This is a genomic window from Staphylococcus sp. M0911 (assembly GCF_003491325.1).
Taxonomy (GTDB): Bacteria; Bacillota; Bacilli; order Staphylococcales; family Staphylococcaceae; genus Staphylococcus; species Staphylococcus warneri_A.
Map to the genome: position 1 here is coordinate 1,589,899 of NZ_CP022881.1, position 17,831 is coordinate 1,607,729.

General features: G+C 32.1%; 13 protein-coding genes. 2 read left to right on the forward strand and 11 right to left on the reverse strand.

All coding sequences use genetic code 11. The features are described from left to right. Nucleotides 1-6: 6 nt before the first annotated feature. From sucC to ylqF, 3 genes are all read right to left on the reverse strand, one after another. Nucleotides 7-1,173: an ADP-forming succinate--CoA ligase subunit beta gene (sucC, locus tag ssp1_RS07670; RefSeq protein ID WP_118828171.1), complete on the reverse strand. Its 1,167-nt coding sequence runs from the start codon at nucleotides 1,171-1,173 to the stop codon at nucleotides 7-9. Nucleotides 1,174-1,280: 107 nt separating this feature from the next. Beyond that, on the reverse strand, nucleotides 1,281-2,051 hold the full coding sequence (locus ssp1_RS07675; RefSeq protein ID WP_049425627.1) for a ribonuclease HII: 771 nt from the start codon (nucleotides 2,049-2,051) through the stop codon (nucleotides 1,281-1,283). Beyond that, nucleotides 2,044-2,919 (reverse strand): ribosome biogenesis GTPase YlqF, encoded by an 876-nt coding sequence (ylqF, locus tag ssp1_RS07680; protein WP_049425626.1) that lies wholly within the window; start codon nucleotides 2,917-2,919, stop codon nucleotides 2,044-2,046. The genes ssp1_RS07675 and ylqF overlap by 8 nt, the downstream gene beginning before the upstream one ends. Nucleotides 2,920-3,219: 300 nt before the next feature. Between ylqF and ssp1_RS07685 the strand changes: the two genes are divergently transcribed. Beyond that, entirely contained in the window at nucleotides 3,220-5,820 is a 2,601-nt protein-coding gene (locus tag ssp1_RS07685; RefSeq protein WP_075777934.1) for a YfhO family protein, read from the forward strand. After that, nucleotides 5,813-8,422, forward strand: coding sequence for a YfhO family protein (locus tag ssp1_RS07690; RefSeq protein WP_118828172.1), 2,610 nt, complete (start codon nucleotides 5,813-5,815; stop codon nucleotides 8,420-8,422). The genes ssp1_RS07685 and ssp1_RS07690 overlap by 8 nt, the downstream gene beginning before the upstream one ends. A gap of 161 nt (nucleotides 8,423-8,583) precedes the next feature. Here ssp1_RS07690 and rplS read toward each other — a convergent pair whose 3' ends face one another. The 8 genes from rplS to smc all read right to left on the reverse strand — a co-directional run bounded on the left by rplS (nucleotide 8,584) and on the right by smc (nucleotide 17,765). Continuing rightward, complete coding sequence (gene rplS / locus ssp1_RS07695) at nucleotides 8,584-8,934, reverse strand: 50S ribosomal protein L19 (protein WP_002450570.1); 351 nt, start codon at nucleotides 8,932-8,934, stop codon at nucleotides 8,584-8,586. Nucleotides 8,935-9,039: 105 nt separating this feature from the next. Continuing rightward, nucleotides 9,040-9,777, reverse strand: coding sequence for a tRNA (guanosine(37)-N1)-methyltransferase TrmD (gene trmD, locus ssp1_RS07700; RefSeq protein WP_002450571.1), 738 nt, complete (start codon nucleotides 9,775-9,777; stop codon nucleotides 9,040-9,042). Further along, nucleotides 9,777-10,280 carry a ribosome maturation factor RimM gene (gene rimM, locus ssp1_RS07705; RefSeq protein ID WP_002450572.1) on the reverse strand — a complete coding sequence of 168 codons (504 nt, stop codon included), beginning with the start codon at nucleotides 10,278-10,280 and terminating at the stop codon, nucleotides 9,777-9,779. Before rimM ends, trmD begins: the two co-directional genes overlap by 1 nt. Nucleotides 10,281-10,448: 168 nt before the next feature. Beyond that, a complete protein-coding gene (gene rpsP / locus ssp1_RS07710; protein ID WP_023375169.1) occupies nucleotides 10,449-10,724 on the reverse strand; it encodes a 30S ribosomal protein S16 in 276 nt (91 codons plus the stop codon). Nucleotides 10,725-11,243: 519 nt separating this feature from the next. Then, entirely contained in the window at nucleotides 11,244-12,611 is a 1,368-nt protein-coding gene (ffh, locus tag ssp1_RS07715) for a signal recognition particle protein (RefSeq protein WP_002450574.1), read from the reverse strand. Nucleotides 12,612-12,635: 24 nt separating this feature from the next. Then, on the reverse strand, nucleotides 12,636-12,968 hold the full coding sequence (locus ssp1_RS07720) for a putative DNA-binding protein (protein ID WP_002450575.1): 333 nt from the start codon (nucleotides 12,966-12,968) through the stop codon (nucleotides 12,636-12,638). After that, the gene (gene ftsY / locus ssp1_RS07725) at nucleotides 12,955-14,199 is read right to left on the reverse strand and encodes a signal recognition particle-docking protein FtsY (RefSeq protein WP_107535785.1); all 1,245 of its coding nucleotides are present in this window, start codon (nucleotides 14,197-14,199) and stop codon (nucleotides 12,955-12,957) included. Before ftsY ends, ssp1_RS07720 begins: the two co-directional genes overlap by 14 nt. Then, on the reverse strand, nucleotides 14,196-17,765 hold the full coding sequence (smc, locus tag ssp1_RS07730) for a chromosome segregation protein SMC (protein ID WP_118828173.1): 3,570 nt from the start codon (nucleotides 17,763-17,765) through the stop codon (nucleotides 14,196-14,198). The genes ftsY and smc overlap by 4 nt, the downstream gene beginning before the upstream one ends. Nucleotides 17,766-17,831: the final 66 nt, after the last annotated feature.

Sequence of the window (17,831 nt, forward strand, 5' to 3'; positions counted from 1 at the left end):
CTTTCCTTATGATTCTTTCACAAGTTTAACAATTTTTTGAGCACCTTCAGCCATAGTAGATGCTGGTTCAATCGCTAAACCTGAATCATTTAAGATTTCTTTACCGCGTTCTACGTTTGTACCTTCTAAACGTACTACAAGTGGTAAAGTTAACTCTACTTCTTTAACTGCTGCAACGATACCTTCAGCAATGACGTCACATTTCATGATTCCACCAAAGATATTTACAAAGATACCTTTAACATGTTCATCACCTAAGATGATTTTGAATGCTTCAGTAACTTTTTCTTTAGTAGCACCGCCACCAACGTCTAAGAAGTTAGCCGGATTTCCACCAAAATGATTGATTGTATCCATTGTAGCCATGGCTAAACCTGCACCATTAACCATACAACCAATATCTCCATCTAAAGCGATATATGATAAATCATATTTAGACGCTTCGATTTCTTTTGGATCTTCTTCTTCTAAGTCTCTTAATTCCATAATATCTTTATGTCTGAATAAAGCATTATCATCGAAATTAAGTTTAGCATCTAATGCTAAAACATCACCATCACCAGTAGTTACTAGTGGGTTAATTTCAACGATTGAACAATCTTTTTCAATAAATACATTGTAAAGTGAAATTAAGAATTTCGCTGCTTTATTAATTGATTCTTTAGGAATATTAATATTGAAAGCAATTCTACGTGCTTGGTAAGGTGATAATCCTACAACTGGATCAATTGTTTCTTTAAAGATTTTTTCAGGTGTTTTAGCAGCTACTTCTTCAATTTCAGTACCGCCTTCTTCTGAAGCCATTAAAGTCACTTTATCAGTAGCACGATCAATTACAAAACCTACATAATATTCTTTTTGAATATCGCAACCTTGTTCGATATACAAGCGTTTAACTTCTTTACCTTCAGGTCCTGTTTGATGTGTAACTAATTGTTTACCTAATAATTCATTAGCGTAAGTTTCAACTTCAGATAGTGATTTAGCAATTTTAACACCGCCTGCTTTACCTCTACCCCCAGCGTGTATTTGTGCTTTAACCACATATACATCTGAATCTAATTCTTTCGCTTTTTCCACCGCTTCGTCAGCAGTAAATGCTACTCGTCCTTCTGGAACGGCAACGCCCATTGAACGAAATATTTCTTTACCTTGATACTCGTGGATATTCATCTTCCATCCTCCTGTTTCTTAGGTTAAGTTCCCTATTAATTATAAAAAATGTAAGCGTTATTGTAAACTGATACACCATCTTTTTTGCAATTAATTTAAAATTCAAACTATTGTAAGATTGATTTAATCGGTTCAAAAGTTTTACGATGCTCTGATATGACACCATTTTGAGCTATACCTTCAAGATGAGCTTTAGTACCATAACCAACATTTTTTTCGAAATCATAACCAGGATATTGTTTCGCTAAATCCTTCATATAATGATCTCGGTACTCTTTGGCCATGATACTTGCAGCTGCAATAGATACACTTTTAGCATCACCTTTAATAATCGATGTTTGGCTAATCTCATTATCTAAAGTCATCGCATCAATTAATAATTGAGTTGGTTGAATGTTTAATTGATCAATAGCACGTTGCATAGCCAACCGCGTTGCTTGATAGATATTCATTTCATCAATTTCTGCTGATGTCGCAATGCCATATGCATAATCTGTCACACCCTCTTTTAATTGTTGATTCAAGATTGCTCTATTTTTGGCAGATACTTTTTTTGAATCGTTTAGACCTAGATATCGATGTCCTGGATTTAAAATCACTGCACATGCCACGACCGGTCCAGCAAGCGGTCCTCTTCCAACTTCATCAATACCGCAAATAATTGCTTTGTTATTTTGAGCTAATATATCATTTTCATACCTATTCATATCTTCATAATTACGAATTAATGCTAATTCTTTTTCTAATTGTTTTCTACGTGAAGCAATGGCTTTTTGAACACCTTTACGCGCATCGTTATTACATTCATGTTGTTCAAGCACCTCTAGAGAATCAATTTGATCAATAATTGATTTCATCTCTTTAATTGTTTTACTCATGTTCTATGTCACGCTTCATTTCTTTAAAAATATCAAAGCAATATGTACCAATTTTAGCATTACGAATTTCATAAATAATAAGTTCAATAACTGCTTCATAATCTACTTCGTTACCCTTTTGCAGAAGGCCTCTACGACGACCAATTGCATCAAACCATTCTAATATTTCAGCTTGTTCATCAACGTCAATATTATAGTGATTTTTTAATCCATCTAAATCTCTTTCAATCATAAATTGAAGACCGTAAATGGCTACTTCGTCTAAATGAACAATGCTATCTTTAATTGCACCTGTTAGACTCAATTTTTTACCTACTTCTTCGTCTTCGAATTTTGGCCATAAAATTCCTGGTGTATCTAATAATTGTAAAGAATTACCTACTTTAATCCATTGTTGTTGTTTCGTAACACCTGGTTTATTACCAGTTTGTGCAATACTACGATTGGCAAGTTTATTAATGAGTGTTGATTTACCAACATTAGGTATACCAACAATCATTGCTCTTATCGCTCTTGGTCTTAAACCTTTCGCTTTTTCACGCTCAAATTTCTCTTTAGTAGCTTGTATTGCTGCTTTCTCAACATCTTTTAAATTTTTACCATGCTTCGCATCTACAGCAACTGGATAATACCCTTTCTCTTCAAAAAATTGTTCCCATTTTTCTAGTTCTTTTAAGTTTGTCATATCTTTTTTATTTAAAATAACCACTCTAGGTTTTTGTTTAATTACTTCATCAATCATTGGGTTTCTTGAGCTATAAGGAATACGAGCATCGACAAGTTCAAACACAACATCAACTTTTTTTAATTGCTCACTTACTTCCCTTTTGGCTTTAGCCATATGTCCTGGATACCATTGAATTGCCATAGTTATCACCTTTCGTTACTATCAATTTTTCTAAAATACATATTGTTCAAATTATACGCTAACATCTTCATCTAGACTAGGTTTAGTTTAACACGATAAGCTTGTTTGACCATTTTACTTCAATTTTTATATTTTAAGATTTTGTAAAATGTCTAAAACAGAAGCATAAATACTTTTCATCAATCATACTATCACCTACAATTTGATAATAAGCATGAATTTAAAATTAACATATAAACCACTTAACTTTTGGTAGTGTAAAACATGCTCATGATAAATATATGCAAGTAGGAGAAAGACATGAAAAAATTACTTAAATACATATTCATATTCGTACTTTTATCACTTGTTGGTCATAGCTACGTTATATATAAATTTTATCATGATGGCATACTTTTTACCGGACCTAATGATGGTATGGAACAAATGGTTCCTATCCAAATGTTTCTATTTAATCAATGGAGTCACGGTAACTGGTTTTATTCATCAGATTTTGGATTAGGTGGTGACTTCTTCACCGATTTAAGCTATTACTTTTCTACAAATATACTCTTTATAATCAACGCATTCGCCATTATGCTGTTCAAGCTGTTTATTCATTTAGACACATCTCAATTATTATTTTGGATGAATAACGCACTTATCGTTTCTATTATTAAAGCAAGTATTGCACTTTATTGTACTTATTTATTTGCAAAGCATCTAACAAAACATCATCTTATCAGTCTACTTATGGCCTTTTTATTTGTAATATCACCGTTATATTTTAGATTCACCGTATACTGGCCATTTTTTAGTGATGTTTTCATTTTCATGCCTTTGTTACTTTTATCTATAGAACGATATTTAACATGTAAAAAAATAGGTTTATTTGTTGTTACAACGTCGCTCATATTGATTAATAATTTTTATTTTGCTTATTACTTACTTATCATTGGTGCTGGTTATATCATTCTTAGAATTATCTTTAGACATCCTAATGATTTAGCCAATCGTAAGCAAGCGCTCTGCATCTTTGGTATCAGTGGTTTTTTATCGTTCGGTAATAGTCTTTTTATTTTTTACCATAGTGTTCAAAGTTATTTAAATAACCGTAGAGTACCTTTCTCAGGTAAGGTGCCACACTTTGAACATTTGGATGCAAATACAAATTTATTTTTTGATAATTATTTAATCGTCATTTTATTTATAACTATCCAAGCTATTTTAAGTTTCAAATTATATAGACACTTTTATTATCGAGTATTTGCCATTTTAACTATTATATTTATATGTTTTAATTTTATTCCATTTATAGACCAATTATTTAATGGGTTTTCTGCACCTCAAAAAAGATGGCATTTTATCATTGCATTTAATTCAGCAATGCTAATAGGCCTTTATGTAAAATATTTTAAAACTATATCGATTAAATCATATCTCATCACAAGTATATTGGCTCAAAGCGTCATATTTATTAGTGCAATTATATATCATACGTATGTTGCATGGATTATATTGGTGCCTATCGTATCTGTCATTGGTTTATGTATTTTAATTATCAACGATAGAACGAGTCGTACCAAATTGACCTATCTATTTATCATTGCCATTGCCATACTTAACATTATGGTGTCAATTGTTTTTATAAAGAATCAAATATACTTTGAAGATCATAAAGATAGAGCAAATACGTTCTACCTTAATTCCAATATGTATAGTTCCGAATTACAACGCGCGTTAGTTAAGCAAATGAATGATTCTAAACGTAATGATGAGCGTATTGATTGGCGTGTCAACGAGCAAGACAACACACCTATGTATCAACATTTCAAAGGATTAAGTTTGTATTCAAGTATTTTCCATCATAATATACTCGATGATTATTATGACGATTTAAAGATTAACATGGCTGAAGAATCACTGAGTCGTTATCAATCGACGAATGGTAGACAAAATATTGCCAGTCTGTTTTCTATTCGATACGTCATGTTGAAAGAGTATCAACATAATATCCCAAGTTTCTTTAAAAAAGTTAAATCTGCCGGTCAATATTCTATTTACGAAAATGCACTTAATCTTCCTTCAGTTAAAGTGACAAATCATATTTATGATAGTAAATCTTTAAAGACCCCTATAGATAGAGAACATGCAATGTTAGACGGTGTGGTATTAAATAATAAAGGAACAAACTATAAACAAAAAGCTAAAAATTTATTAAATCAAGTTGATATCTCTAGTCAAAACATTGTTAAATCAAATAAACATCATATTAAAGTCACTCAATCTTCAGGTAAAGTTAAACTTCATTTACCTAAGTCCTTACAAAAACGTTATACTGATTTTTATTTAACTATGAAAATTAAAAGAGGTTTACCAGATAGTAATTATACAGTGGGTATTAATCAATATAGTAACAATCGTTTATACAATGATTCTGTTTATAGAATCGGTGTAGATACACAACTTTACCGAACACAACCCGATAAGAATGGTGATATAACGATTCAACTATCACCAAAAGGCACTTTTGATTTTCAATTATTGAACCTAAATGGTGAAAATTATGATAAGCTCAAAAAAGCACATGAAAACGCAAACTTTAATTTGAAATATCATGACATTAAAAATGGCGTCAAAGTTAATTTAGATAAACATTCAAAAGGTATAGCAACTATTAACATTCCATATCGAAATGGTATGAAAGCTTTTGTTGATGGAGAACAAGAAAATGTTTATAAAGCCAATGGCATGATGACAGCTGTACCAGTAGAAAAAAATGCCAAAACAATAGTCATTAAATATCAACCACCTTTATGGAATACAATGATATTCGTTTCGATTTTAAGCATTATTATAAGTTGGTTATTCATTAAATACATTTATCCTAAAAAGAGAAAGAAGAGGACACATAGTGTTTAAAAAAATTGTTTCTAAGCCATTCTTATTATTATCTTCAATTATTATTTTAAGTTGCATTTTATCATTATGCATATATATTCCATTCATTTACCGTTTTATCACTCAAGGTATTGTCTTTAGTGGTGAAGGTGATGGCTTTAGGCAAATGATGCCCTTTCAAATGTATCTATATGAACACTTCACGCAATTCAAAGGATTTTATGATGAATCCTTTGGATTAGGTGGAGATTATGTAAAGGGCTTGGCATATTATTATTCCATGTCGCCTTTAATGTGGTTAAACTTTTTAACGATATGGATATTAGAAAACATGGGGTTAGCAAATCCTCACGATATTAGTTATTGGCCAATTAATCAACTCATTATGGCATATGTTAGAACAGTTATTACATTTATCTGTACGTTTTATTTCTTTAAATACATAAAGTTAAAACCTCTAGCAATTATAGTGGCAACGATAATGTATGGTATGTCAACCGTAGTTATCTACTATAACTTTACATGGTCATTTTACGGTAATTTGTTAATTCTATTACCACTATCATTATTTGCGATGGAACGCTTCTTCAAAGAGAAGAAAATAGGGTTATTTATCTTTGTCATTGCTTTAACTTTATTTATGAATTTCTATTTTAGCTATTATCAAGCAATTGTCTTAGGCTTTTACTTTATGTATAGAGTCATCGTCGTTCACCCTAATGATATCGTTAATAGATGGCAAAAATGCTATTTACTCATTATCGGTGTTTTATTAAGCGTAATGAGTAGTATTTTAGGCTTATATACAGTATTATCGTCATTTTTTAATAATGACCGAGCACAAAATCCTAAACTTAAAACACCATTATTTACAGATCTTGTTAATCCTAATTTTAATATTTTTTCAGATGGCTTTTATATAACCATTACGTTTATTACTATTATTGCTTTATTTTCATTTAAATTATATCGTCATTATTATTTTAAATTATTTGCGATGATTACTTGGATATTACTTATTGGTTCTCTATCTCAATACTTTGATAGTGCTTTTAATGGTTTTTCGATGCCACAAAGACGTTGGGTATACGCTTTAACACTTTCTTCAAGTGCTTTAGTCGTATTATTCATACAACATATCAGTGAATTATCTCTTAAAAGATATAGTCTGATTGCTATCCCTATAACCATTTACGGGATTGTTTATTTTGCATTAGCAGAAAAAAACTTATTCTGGATTCCAGTGTCAATCGTATTGATATGTTTATTAGCTTTACTGATTAAGCAACCACAACTTCAATCAAAAAGATGGATTCAAATCGCACTCGTGTTGTTGATATTCATGCAACAACTTGGTATTGAACATATCACTACGCAAAATACAATTGAGCCATACCAAACAACGATGAAAACAATTGATGACCCAAGCTACAGAGGTAAAGCATTAAATAAAACTATTCAACATATTAAAAGATCTCAATCTAATCCATTATCAAGAATAGATTATATGTCATTCTATGGTTTAAATTCACCATTTATTTACCACTATAACGGTATTTCTCTCTATTCAAGTATATTTGATGGAGACATTTTGAAATATTACGATAAAATGATGCAAATCAATATGCCAGTAGATAAAAACAGTACCTATCGCTATTTAGGAAATCGTGCTAACTTAATGGCACTGTGGGGTGTTGAAGATCGTCTTAGACATCCTAACGATATAAATATGCCTTATGGATTCGAAAAGGAAAAGTTAATAAAAGATAAAGATGATCAATGGATTCATTCACATAATATGATTGATTATCCTGCAGCACATATCACAAATAAAATTTATGATTCAAGTGATTTAAAATCACCTTTAGACCGTGAACAAGCAATGATTCAAGGCGTCGTATTGAATGATAAAAGTTCAAAACCAAATACATCATTTAAGCCAAATTCTAACCTTATATCCCAAGCTGATATTAAATTAAATCATGCTAAGCAAATCAAAAACCATCAGATTGAAGTTACCAAAAATAACGGTGGTATAGAGCTTCAATTACCAAAATCTTATGCACAACGTTATAAAGATTTATATGTAGAAATGGATGTCGAATTGTTAGCACCTGACAAGAAACATCGCGTTGGTGTTAATGAATATAGTCAAGAAAGGAATCCTCTCACATATAAATATCGTAGATTTGTAAGTCCAGTCACTATGAGAGTAACGTCGTCTGACCTATTAAATATTAAGCTTTCACCAGGTAAATATCGACTTAAGATTAACGGCATTTATGGGGAAAAATATCAAACTTTACGCAAATCAGCAAAACAATTGAAAAAAGTGGAAATTCATAAACAAAGAAATGGCTATACAATTAAAAAAGATAAACAACAAAATGGCTATTTAATCATGCCTATCCCTTATGCCAAAGGGATGAAGGCAACGATTGACGGTCACGCAGTGGATGTTAAAAAAGCAAATGGTATTATGACAGCTATACCTGTAAATAAAGGCCAAGAAATAATTCGATTAACATACACTCCGCCACACTTTTATTTACTTATCGTAATCTCAATTATTGGTGTTGTCCTTAGTATGATATTTGCTAGAAATATGAAAAAGAATAATTAATTGATGAAAAAGATGGTCGTAGGACACAATAGTGAGTTCCTCGACCATCTTTTTTATATGAATATAAATAAAAAAGCATTAAACTTTGTCTAAAGTGACAACAGTTTAATGCTTGATGTTTGAATCTGTTATGATTCCATTTTATTGATCGAATTGGCTGATTAACGAATTTCTTGAATTCTAGCAGCTTTACCACGTAAATTACGTAAGTAGTATAATTTAGCACGACGTACTTTACCGCGACGTTTAACTTCGATTTTTTCGATTTTTGGAGTGTGTAATGGGAATGTACGTTCCACACCTACACCTGAAGAAATTTTACGAACTGTGAAAGTTTCTGAAATTCCTCCACCACGGCGTTTAATTACAACACCTTCGAATACTTGGATACGTTCACGTGAACCTTCAATGATACGAACGTGTACACGTAAAGTGTCACCTGGACGGAATGAAGGTAAATCTGTACGTAATTGTGATTTAGTTACTGCTTCGATTAACTTATGATTACTCATTATAAATTCTCCTCTTCAACCTATGTTCTTGCCTAGACAAATGTATAGCAGCGGATCATAGTGATTTTTAGTGTTTTTTCACACTTAAATTATGTTAGCATAACGTTAGTCATTTTTCAATTGGTTTTTGTATGTTTGGATTATTTTTTTATCTTTATCTGTTAAATCATATTGCTCTAATAAATCCGGTCTCTTATTCAAAGTGCGAATCAGTTTCTGTTCATGACGCCATTGATCAATATGAGCATGATTGCCAGATAATAATACATCTGGTACCTTCATTCCATTATACTCACGTGGTCTTGTATATTGTGGGAATTCTAGTAATCCATCAGAGAATGAATCATCCTGGTGTGACTGTTCATTACCAAGTACTCCGGGAATTAATCTAACGATAGCATCAGTCATAGTCATTGCAGGTAATTCGCCACCTGTTAACACATAATCTCCCATGGAAATTTCGTCAGTTACTAAATGTTCTCTTATACGTTCATCATAACCTTCATAATGACCGCATATAAACACAATATGTTTGGCTTCACTTAATTCTTGGGCAATGTCTTGCGTAAATGGACGCCCTTGAGGACACATTAATATAACACGAGTATCATCGGTCCTATTGATGTCTTCCATCGCATTAAACACTGGCTCAGGCTTTAATACCATACCTTGTCCTCCACCAAATGGATAGTCATCTACTTGATTATGTTTATTTACCGAATAATCTCTAAAATTGATAGTATTCACATTTATAATTTCTTTGTCTTGCGCTCTTTTTAAAATAGAATGATTGAGTACGCCATCAAACATTTCCGGAAATAAAGTTAAATAATCGATTTTCATTAATCTAACAGTCCTTCCATTGGTGTGATAATGACTGTTTTATTTTCTACATCAACGTCTTTAACAACATCTGCTATGTAAGGAATTAAATATTCTTTGTCTCCTTTTACAACCCACACATCATTAGCGCCTGTTTCAAAAATACTAGTTATGCGACCAATTGGCTGTTGTTCATCATCAAATACAGTACATCCTATAATATCTGAATAATAAAATTCATTTTCTTCAAGTTCGATATCTTCATGGTCTCGTTCTTGATATAGTACAGCGCCTTTTAAATACTCGATATCATTGATGTTGTCAATACCTTCAAATTTCAACATATGAAATCCTTTGTGTGTACGATATGACGTCACAGTCAACTCTTTTTCAATTTGATTTAATTTTGCTGTTAACACTTCACCCGGTTGAAAACGTGTATCTGTAAAATCTGAATTAGATTTCACTTTGACTTCTCCTTTAATTCCATGGGTATTGACGATTTGTCCTACCTCCACTTCCATAATGACTAACCTCCTTGTAAATTTAAATATTGTTAATTAATGATTTTACTATATCATTGATTAATACGTTATACATGCATTTTTTCTTAATCAATCAAAAATAAAAAAGGACACCAATATATGGCGCCCTTTCAACTAAATATATAAACACGTCACGAGTGACTATGATTATTTAGCGTTTTTTTGGTCATCGAATTTTTTCAAAATACCTTCTCTTGATAAGATATTATGAACTGTATCAGTTGGTTTTGCACCGTCTTTTAACCATTTTAATGCTAATTCTTCGTCAATTTTAACTTCTGGAGCATTAACGTGTGCTGGATTGTAAGTACCGATTTGTTCGATGATACGACCATCACGTGGTGAACGAGCATCTGCAACTACGATACGATAGAATGGATTTCTTTTTGAACCTAAACGAGTTAAACGAATTTTAACTGCCATTATAAAACTCTCCTTTAAACATTTCAATTTTTATTTTCTACAAGAATAAATAATAACAGGTATATTAAACTTTGTAAAGACATTTTGCTTTACCAACACTTTTTTCTTTCAGAAAAATTAGTGTTGGTTATGCTTGAGCCTTGGTCTCAAGCGTTACATCTTTATTAAATTCATGAAATGAATTGTAGATTTGGTTATGCATTAGCTTTAGCTAAGGCGTTCCTTTCTTTCAGAAAAATTAGTGTTGGTTATGGGAGTGAGACAGAAATAATTGTTATTATTTCTATGTCTCACCCCGGCAATGCTGACTAGGCTAGAAAGTAGCTTAGAATAAGCGTATTTTCTGCCAGTCAGCTACTGCCACATATAAATTTAGACCATGATATTCATCTATATCAAGCGTTTCATCTTCATTAAATTCACATAATAAATTGATTTTTATGACCCTAATCAAACATTCGATTTTAATTAAATATAAAAATTCCAACAGACATACATCTGTTGGAATAAAACTTCATATTAGAAAGGTAAGTTCATACCTTTTAACATATTTTCCATCTGGCTTCGTTTCGCTTTCTTACCTTTACCGCCACCAGTGAATTGTTTCATCATTTTCTTCATGTCATTAAATTGCTTCATCAAACGATTGACTTCTTGTAAAGAACGTCCAGACCCTTTTGCGATACGTTTTTTACGAGAAACGTTTAACATCGCTGGATTCGCTCTTTCACTTGGTGTCATGGATTGAATAATCGCTTTAATATGATCGATTTGTTTGTCACTCATATTAAGTTGATCTAAGCCTTTCATCTTATTCATACCTGGAATCATTTTCATGATGTCGTCTAGTGGTCCAAGATTTTTAACTTGATCTAGTTGTTCTAGGAAATCATCTAATGTGAAAGACGAGTCTCTCATTTTCTTTTCTAAATCTTTAGCTTTATCTTGATCGACATCTTGTTGCGCTTTTTCAATTAAACTTAAAACATCACCCATACCTAAAATACGGGACGCCATACGTTCTGGGTGGAATAATTCTAAACCATCAAGCTTTTCACTCATACCTACAAATTTAATTGGTTTTTGAGTTACTGAACGTATTGATAATGCAGCACCACCACGAGTGTCACCATCTAATTTAGTTAATGTCACACCCGTTACATCTAATTGTTCATCAAATGATTGTGCAACATTAACTGCATCTTGACCAGTCATTGCATCGACAACCAACATAATTTCATCTGGTTTAGCAATTTCTTTAACTTCTTGCAATTCATTCATCAATGCTTCGTCAATATGCAAACGACCTGCTGTATCAATAATGACAAAGTCTAAATGCTCTTCTTTAGCATGTGCTAATGCATTTTGAACGATTTGTTGTGGTTTAACTTGATCTCCTTCACTATAAACTGGGACATCTAGTTGTTTACCTACTGTTTGTAACTGATCAATGGCAGCTGGACGATAAATATCTCCAGCAACTAACATTGGTTTTTTATTATATTTTTTACGCATTAAAAGTGCTAATTTACCTGCAGTTGTAGTTTTACCTGCACCTTGCAAACCAACCATCATGACAACAGTTGGGGGCTTATTAGCCATTTTAATCGTTGAATTCTCGCCACCCATTAAATTAGTTAATTCATCTTGAACAATTTTAATAACTTGTTGTCCAGGTGTTAATGACTGCATCACATCTGAGCCTAATGCTCGTTCTGAGACAGTTTTGACGAAATCCTTTACGACTTTAAAGTTAACGTCGGCTTCTAATAACGCAAGACGAACTTCACGCATCATTGCTTTGATATCTGCTTCTGTTACTTTACCCTTGCCGCGCATTCTTTGCATAGATGCCTGTAAGCGATCCGACAATCCTTCAAATGCCATAATTATTCCCTCCTCTTTTTATCGCTATTCTAATTCTTCTAATTGATCTATATATTGCTTCAATAATTCTGGTTTATCAAGAGATTGTTTCATTTGATCATAAATATCTCGTCGTTGTTCAAACCTTTTGTATAATCCTAATTTAGTTTCATAATCTTCTACTAAATCGCCAGTTCTTCTTATATTATCATAAACTGCTTGTCTACTCACATTAAAAGTATCAGCAATTTCACTTAATGCATAATCTTGTAAGTAAAATAATTCTAAGTAGTTTCTTTGTTTATCAGTCAGCAAAGATTGATAAAAATCAAAAAGATAATTCATTCGTAGTGTTTTTACTAAATCATTTTGGCTCATGAGATGCATCTCCATTATCAGATGGAGATTCTGCTAATTCATCTGGAATCTCTTCATTTTGTTCAATCATATCAGCAAATAGTCCATAAACATAGCTTTCAGGATTGAATGGTTGTAAGTCATCTAATTTTTCACCTAAACCTACATATTTAACAGGTATTTTAAGTTCGTTTCTGATTGCTAAAACAATACCACCTTTGGCAGTACCATCTAATTTAGTTAATACGATACCTGAAACATTCGTTACTTCTTTGAATGTACGGGCTTGTGATAATGCATTTTGACCAGTTGTAGCATCTAAGCACAGTAAAGCTTCATGAGGTGCGTCAGGAACAGCTCTACCAATAACACGTTTTACTTTTTCTAATTCTTGCATTAAATTAGATTTATTTTGTAAACGTCCTGCAGTATCACAAATTAAAATATCTACTTGTTTATTTTTAGCGGCATTAATTGCGTCATACATCACTGCGGCTGGGTCTGAACCTTCGCTTTGACTAATAACTTCAACGCCAACTCGCTCTCCCCAAACTTTTAATTGTTCAATAGCTCCTGCTCTAAATGTATCACCTGCAGCAAGCATGACTTTTTTACCTTCCATTTTATAACGGTATGCTAATTTACCAATTGTTGTCGTTTTACCTACACCATTGACACCGACCATTAAAATAACATTTAAGCGTCCATCTTCAAGATTCATCGCTTCTGATTTATCATCTTCTTGGTGATAAATTTCTACGATTTTTTCAACAATAACTTCACGTAAATCTTCTGTTTCTTGAATGTTACGACGTTGTGCTTCAGCACGAAGTTCTTCAGTTAATTGCATTACCGTATTGAAACCTACATCGGCTGTTATTAACATTTCTTCTAAAGCTTCAAAGAATTCTTCATCGACTTTTCTATAGCGCGCAATTAAATTGTTTAACTGTTCTTGGAAGTTTTCTCTAGATTTTTCTAAACCAGCTTTAAATTTTGCACCGATTTTTTGTGCTTCTATCTCTTCAAAATCTTCAATGGAAATTAAGCCATCTTCATCAAAATCTGCTTCACTTAATTTTCTAGGTTTCTTTTTGGGTTTATCTTCTTCTTGTTCATGTTGAGATGCTTGTGGTTCATCATCCATTTGTTTAGAAGAATCATCTGAAACCTCTTCACTGGATAATTCCTTTTCTATGTCTTCTTCACTTGGTCCTGAAAATTTATCTTTTAAGCGTTTAAAAAAGCTCATGCTTCTTCCTCCTTCATAACCTCATCTATTGTATTTAGGTTAACACTTACTAATTTTGATACTCCTGATTCTTGCATAGTTACACCGTATAGTCGGTCTGAAAATTCCATCGTACCTTTTCGGTGTGTAATAACTATAAATTGTGTTTGATCAGATAATTCATTGAGGTATTGTGCGTAACGAATCACATTGGCTTCATCTAATGCCGCTTCTACCTCATCTAATATAACAAATGGTGCTGATCTTACTTTTAATATAGCAAATAATAAAGCAATTGCACTTAATGCGCGCTCTCCACCACTTAATAAAGATAAATGTTGTAGTTTTTTACCTGGGGGTTGAACAATAATATCGACACCAGCTGCTAAATAATCATCTTCTGTTAATTGTAATTCAGCTTGTCCACCACCGAATAGTTGTTTAAAGACATCACTAAAGTGACTTTGTACAGCATGGAACGTTTCTTTAAATCTGTCTTCTACTTCTTTATCCATTTCGTTGATGATCTGTTCTAATGTTGATTTAGCTTCTCTTAAATCTGTTCTTTGTTCATTTAAAAATGTATATCGTTCATTTAATTCTTCAAATTGCTCAATCGCATTTAAATTAACTGGACCTAATTCGTCAATTGACATTTTAGTTAGTTTGACCTTTTTACGTAGCTGATCAATATCCTCATCGTTGTCATAGAGCATACGTGCACGTTCGACAGTCAGTTGATATTCATCATTCAAATGATCAATCGCATGATTAATAAGGACATCTAATTTAGATTGATTGGCTTTAATATCTTGATAATGGTTTTCGATAGATAATAAGTCTTGATGACATTCTTGTAGCTTACTATCATTGTCTTCAATCATCTGATTTAAGTCAACTCGTCGCTGCTTCATTTCATCAAGTTGTTCATTTAATTCCGTTCGAGTTCGCTCTTTATCAGCAATTTGTGCCTTGATTTTATCAAAAGCCTGTTCACCCATCATTTCATCAGAATTAAATAATTGTATTTTTTCTTTAACTGTATCAAGTTGTTGTTCGGTACTTTGTAATTGTTTTTCTAAGCGCTCGATTTCTTGTTGTTGCCCTTTAATTCGTTCTTTAACAACTGCAAGATCAGATTGTTTTTGATGTAAGTGTTGTTGAGTTTGGGTAGTCGTTTCTTTACCTTCTTTAGATAGCTTCGTATACTTTTCAATATCTACTTCTAATTGTTTAAGTTGAGTTTGAATTTCAGATAGATGCTGTTGTTTTTGCTCCAGTGTTGCTTTACTTTCATCACTTTGATAACCATCATTTTTTTCAAATTCAAACTCTTCATGTTCATCTTTTAAATGTGTTTCTTGTTTCTTCAAGCGATCAAGCTCTAACTCATAGCCATGTGCTTTTTCTTTTAAGTTATTATAACTTTGACTTAACTCAAAATATTTTTCACTTAACTTTTCAGATTGTGCTTGATGTGATTGGAACTGTTTCTCAAACTCTTGTGTCTGCTTTTGATAATTTTCTAATTGATGACGCATCGTTGTTAGCTCATCTTTTTGTGTTAAGATGCTTTTAGTTTTACGGGCGCCCCCACCAGTCATGGAACCACCTGGATTAACAACATCGCCTTCAAGCGTCACAATTCTTGTACGATAACGTATCGATCTTGCTAATTCATTTGCATGTTTTAAATCATCTACAATAATAGTATTACCTAGTAAATTTTCCACGATATTTTTATATTTAGAAGATACTTTCACTGCATCTGAAGCAATGTTCACAAAGCCGTCAGAAGCTTGTGCTGTCGATTTAATATCTGCAGCTAAATACCTAGGTTGAATAACATTTAAAGGCAGGAATGTGGCACGTCCTAAACTACGTTGTTTTAAAAATTGTATTGCCTGACGGCCATCTTTTTCATCTTCTACAATGACATGTTGTAACGATGCTCCTAAAGCTGTTTCTATCGCTTGCGTTAATTGTGAAGGAACATCTATAATTTCCGCAACAGCACCGTGAATACCATTTAATTCTTTATCTTTAGCTTTAAGAATATGTTTAACACCATTAAAGAAGTAAGTGTAATCTTCTTCTTGAGTAGCAAGACTATCAATACGTGATTTTAACTTTTCGTTATATCTATACGCTTGATACAATTTATTTTCGAATTCAGTTTGTAGTTGCTTCGATTCAGTTAATTGTTTTTCGACATTTTTGATTTGTTGTTCAGTTTGATGCATATCTTTCTGTACTTGTTGATATTCTTGTTCGGTATTCGAAATACTATTTTGAATATCTTTTAATTGATTAAATGCTTCAACTAATCTGGAATCTAAACGTGATTTTTTCGCTTCGTTTTCATTGATTGTATGTTCTAAAAAGCGTATATCATTATTGACATCCGATTGTTCGGACATCAACGTGTAATATTTATTTTTGATTTCTTCTAATTTCTCATCGTGTTGTTCGTCTGAAACATATAGCTTTGATTCTAACGTTTGTATCGTCTGATTAAGTTCTTTTTGCTTTTGTTTTAATTGGTTTAATGTTTGTACTGCTTGTTCTTTTTCAGATTTAAGGTTGTCTAATTGTGACATTAAATTATCTTGTTCTTCTTCAAACCTAGCATTGGTTTCTGATTGATTCTTTTTTCTTTCTTCAAGCACATTAAGTTGACCAGAGTACTTTTCGAATTCTTCTGTAGCTTTTACTAGTTCATAATTTAATCGTTCTATACTTTGATCTAGCTCTTGCCTTTGGCCTTTATACTTTTGTAATAATTGATTGATTTGACTTTGTTCAGCTTCTTTATTCGCTTGTTTCCCTTTTAAATCATTGAGTTGTTCATCTAACTGACTATTATCCTGTGTATATTGATCAATATCATGAACAGTCACAATTACGTCACTTTTTTTCATTTCAGATGACAGTTGTTTATATTCTTTAGCAATGGCTGCTTCTTCTTTTAAAGGTTCAACTCTTCCTTCTAAATCATAAAGAATATCTTCTACACGTGATAAATTATCTTCAGTTTGATCTAATTTTTGCACAGATTCTGCTTTACGCTTTTTATATTTTAAAACGCCTGCTGATTCTTCAATAATTTGTCTACGATCAATTGGTTTTGCATTTAAAATCTCGTCCACTCTACCTTGAGATATGATTGAGAATGCTTCTTTACCTAAACCAGAATCTAAAAATAAATCAATGATATCTTTTAATCGAGCGCGATCATTATTTAAATAGTATTCACTTTCGCCACTTCTATAAAGACGTCGTGTAACCTCTACCACTTCTGCATCTATTTGTAATTTTTTTGAATGATTATCTAATTTTAATTTTACTTCTGCAAAATTTTGAGGCTTACGATGTTCAGCACCTGAAAAGATAATATCTTCCATTTTAGAACCACGAAGTGACTTCGCTGATTGCTCACCTAATACCCATTTGATTGCATCCGTAATATTACTTTTACCGCTACCATTTGGACCAACAATAGCTGTTACGCCTTTATCAAACTGCACATCAGTATGGTCTGCAAATGATTTAAATCCTACGGCGTCTATTGATTTTAAATAAACCATGTTATTCTCCTTATCCAAATCCTAGTTGATCCATATCTTTACAATCAACTTAATATATGATGCAAA

What these genes read in the sequence shown, in the direction of transcription:
- trmD (WP_002450571.1), bottom strand. Translation starts at nt 9,777, where the DNA reads ATGAAAATCGATTATTTAACTTTATTTCCGGAAATGTTTGATGGCGTA.
- ssp1_RS07720 (WP_002450575.1), bottom strand. Translation starts at nt 12,968, where the DNA reads ATGAGCCAAAATGATTTAGTAAAAACACTACGAATGAATTATCTTTTT.
- rimM (WP_002450572.1), bottom strand. Translation starts at nt 10,280, where the DNA reads ATGGAAGTGGAGGTAGGACAAATCGTCAATACCCATGGAATTAAAGGA.
- ssp1_RS07675 (WP_049425627.1), bottom strand. Translation starts at nt 2,051, where the DNA reads ATGAGTAAAACAATTAAAGAGATGAAATCAATTATTGATCAAATTGAT.
- ffh (WP_002450574.1), bottom strand. Translation starts at nt 12,611, where the DNA reads ATGGCATTTGAAGGATTGTCGGATCGCTTACAGGCATCTATGCAAAGA.
- rpsP (WP_023375169.1), bottom strand. Translation starts at nt 10,724, where the DNA reads ATGGCAGTTAAAATTCGTTTAACTCGTTTAGGTTCAAAAAGAAATCCA.
- sucC (WP_118828171.1), bottom strand. Translation starts at nt 1,173, where the DNA reads ATGAATATCCACGAGTATCAAGGTAAAGAAATATTTCGTTCAATGGGC.
- ftsY (WP_107535785.1), bottom strand. Translation starts at nt 14,199, where the DNA reads ATGAGCTTTTTTAAACGCTTAAAAGATAAATTTTCAGGACCAAGTGAA.
- ssp1_RS07685 (WP_075777934.1), top strand. Translation starts at nt 3,220, where the DNA reads ATGAAAAAATTACTTAAATACATATTCATATTCGTACTTTTATCACTT.
- smc (WP_118828173.1), bottom strand. Translation starts at nt 17,765, where the DNA reads ATGGTTTATTTAAAATCAATAGACGCCGTAGGATTTAAATCATTTGCA.
- rplS (WP_002450570.1), bottom strand. Translation starts at nt 8,934, where the DNA reads ATGAGTAATCATAAGTTAATCGAAGCAGTAACTAAATCACAATTACGT.
- ylqF (WP_049425626.1), bottom strand. Translation starts at nt 2,919, where the DNA reads ATGGCAATTCAATGGTATCCAGGACATATGGCTAAAGCCAAAAGGGAA.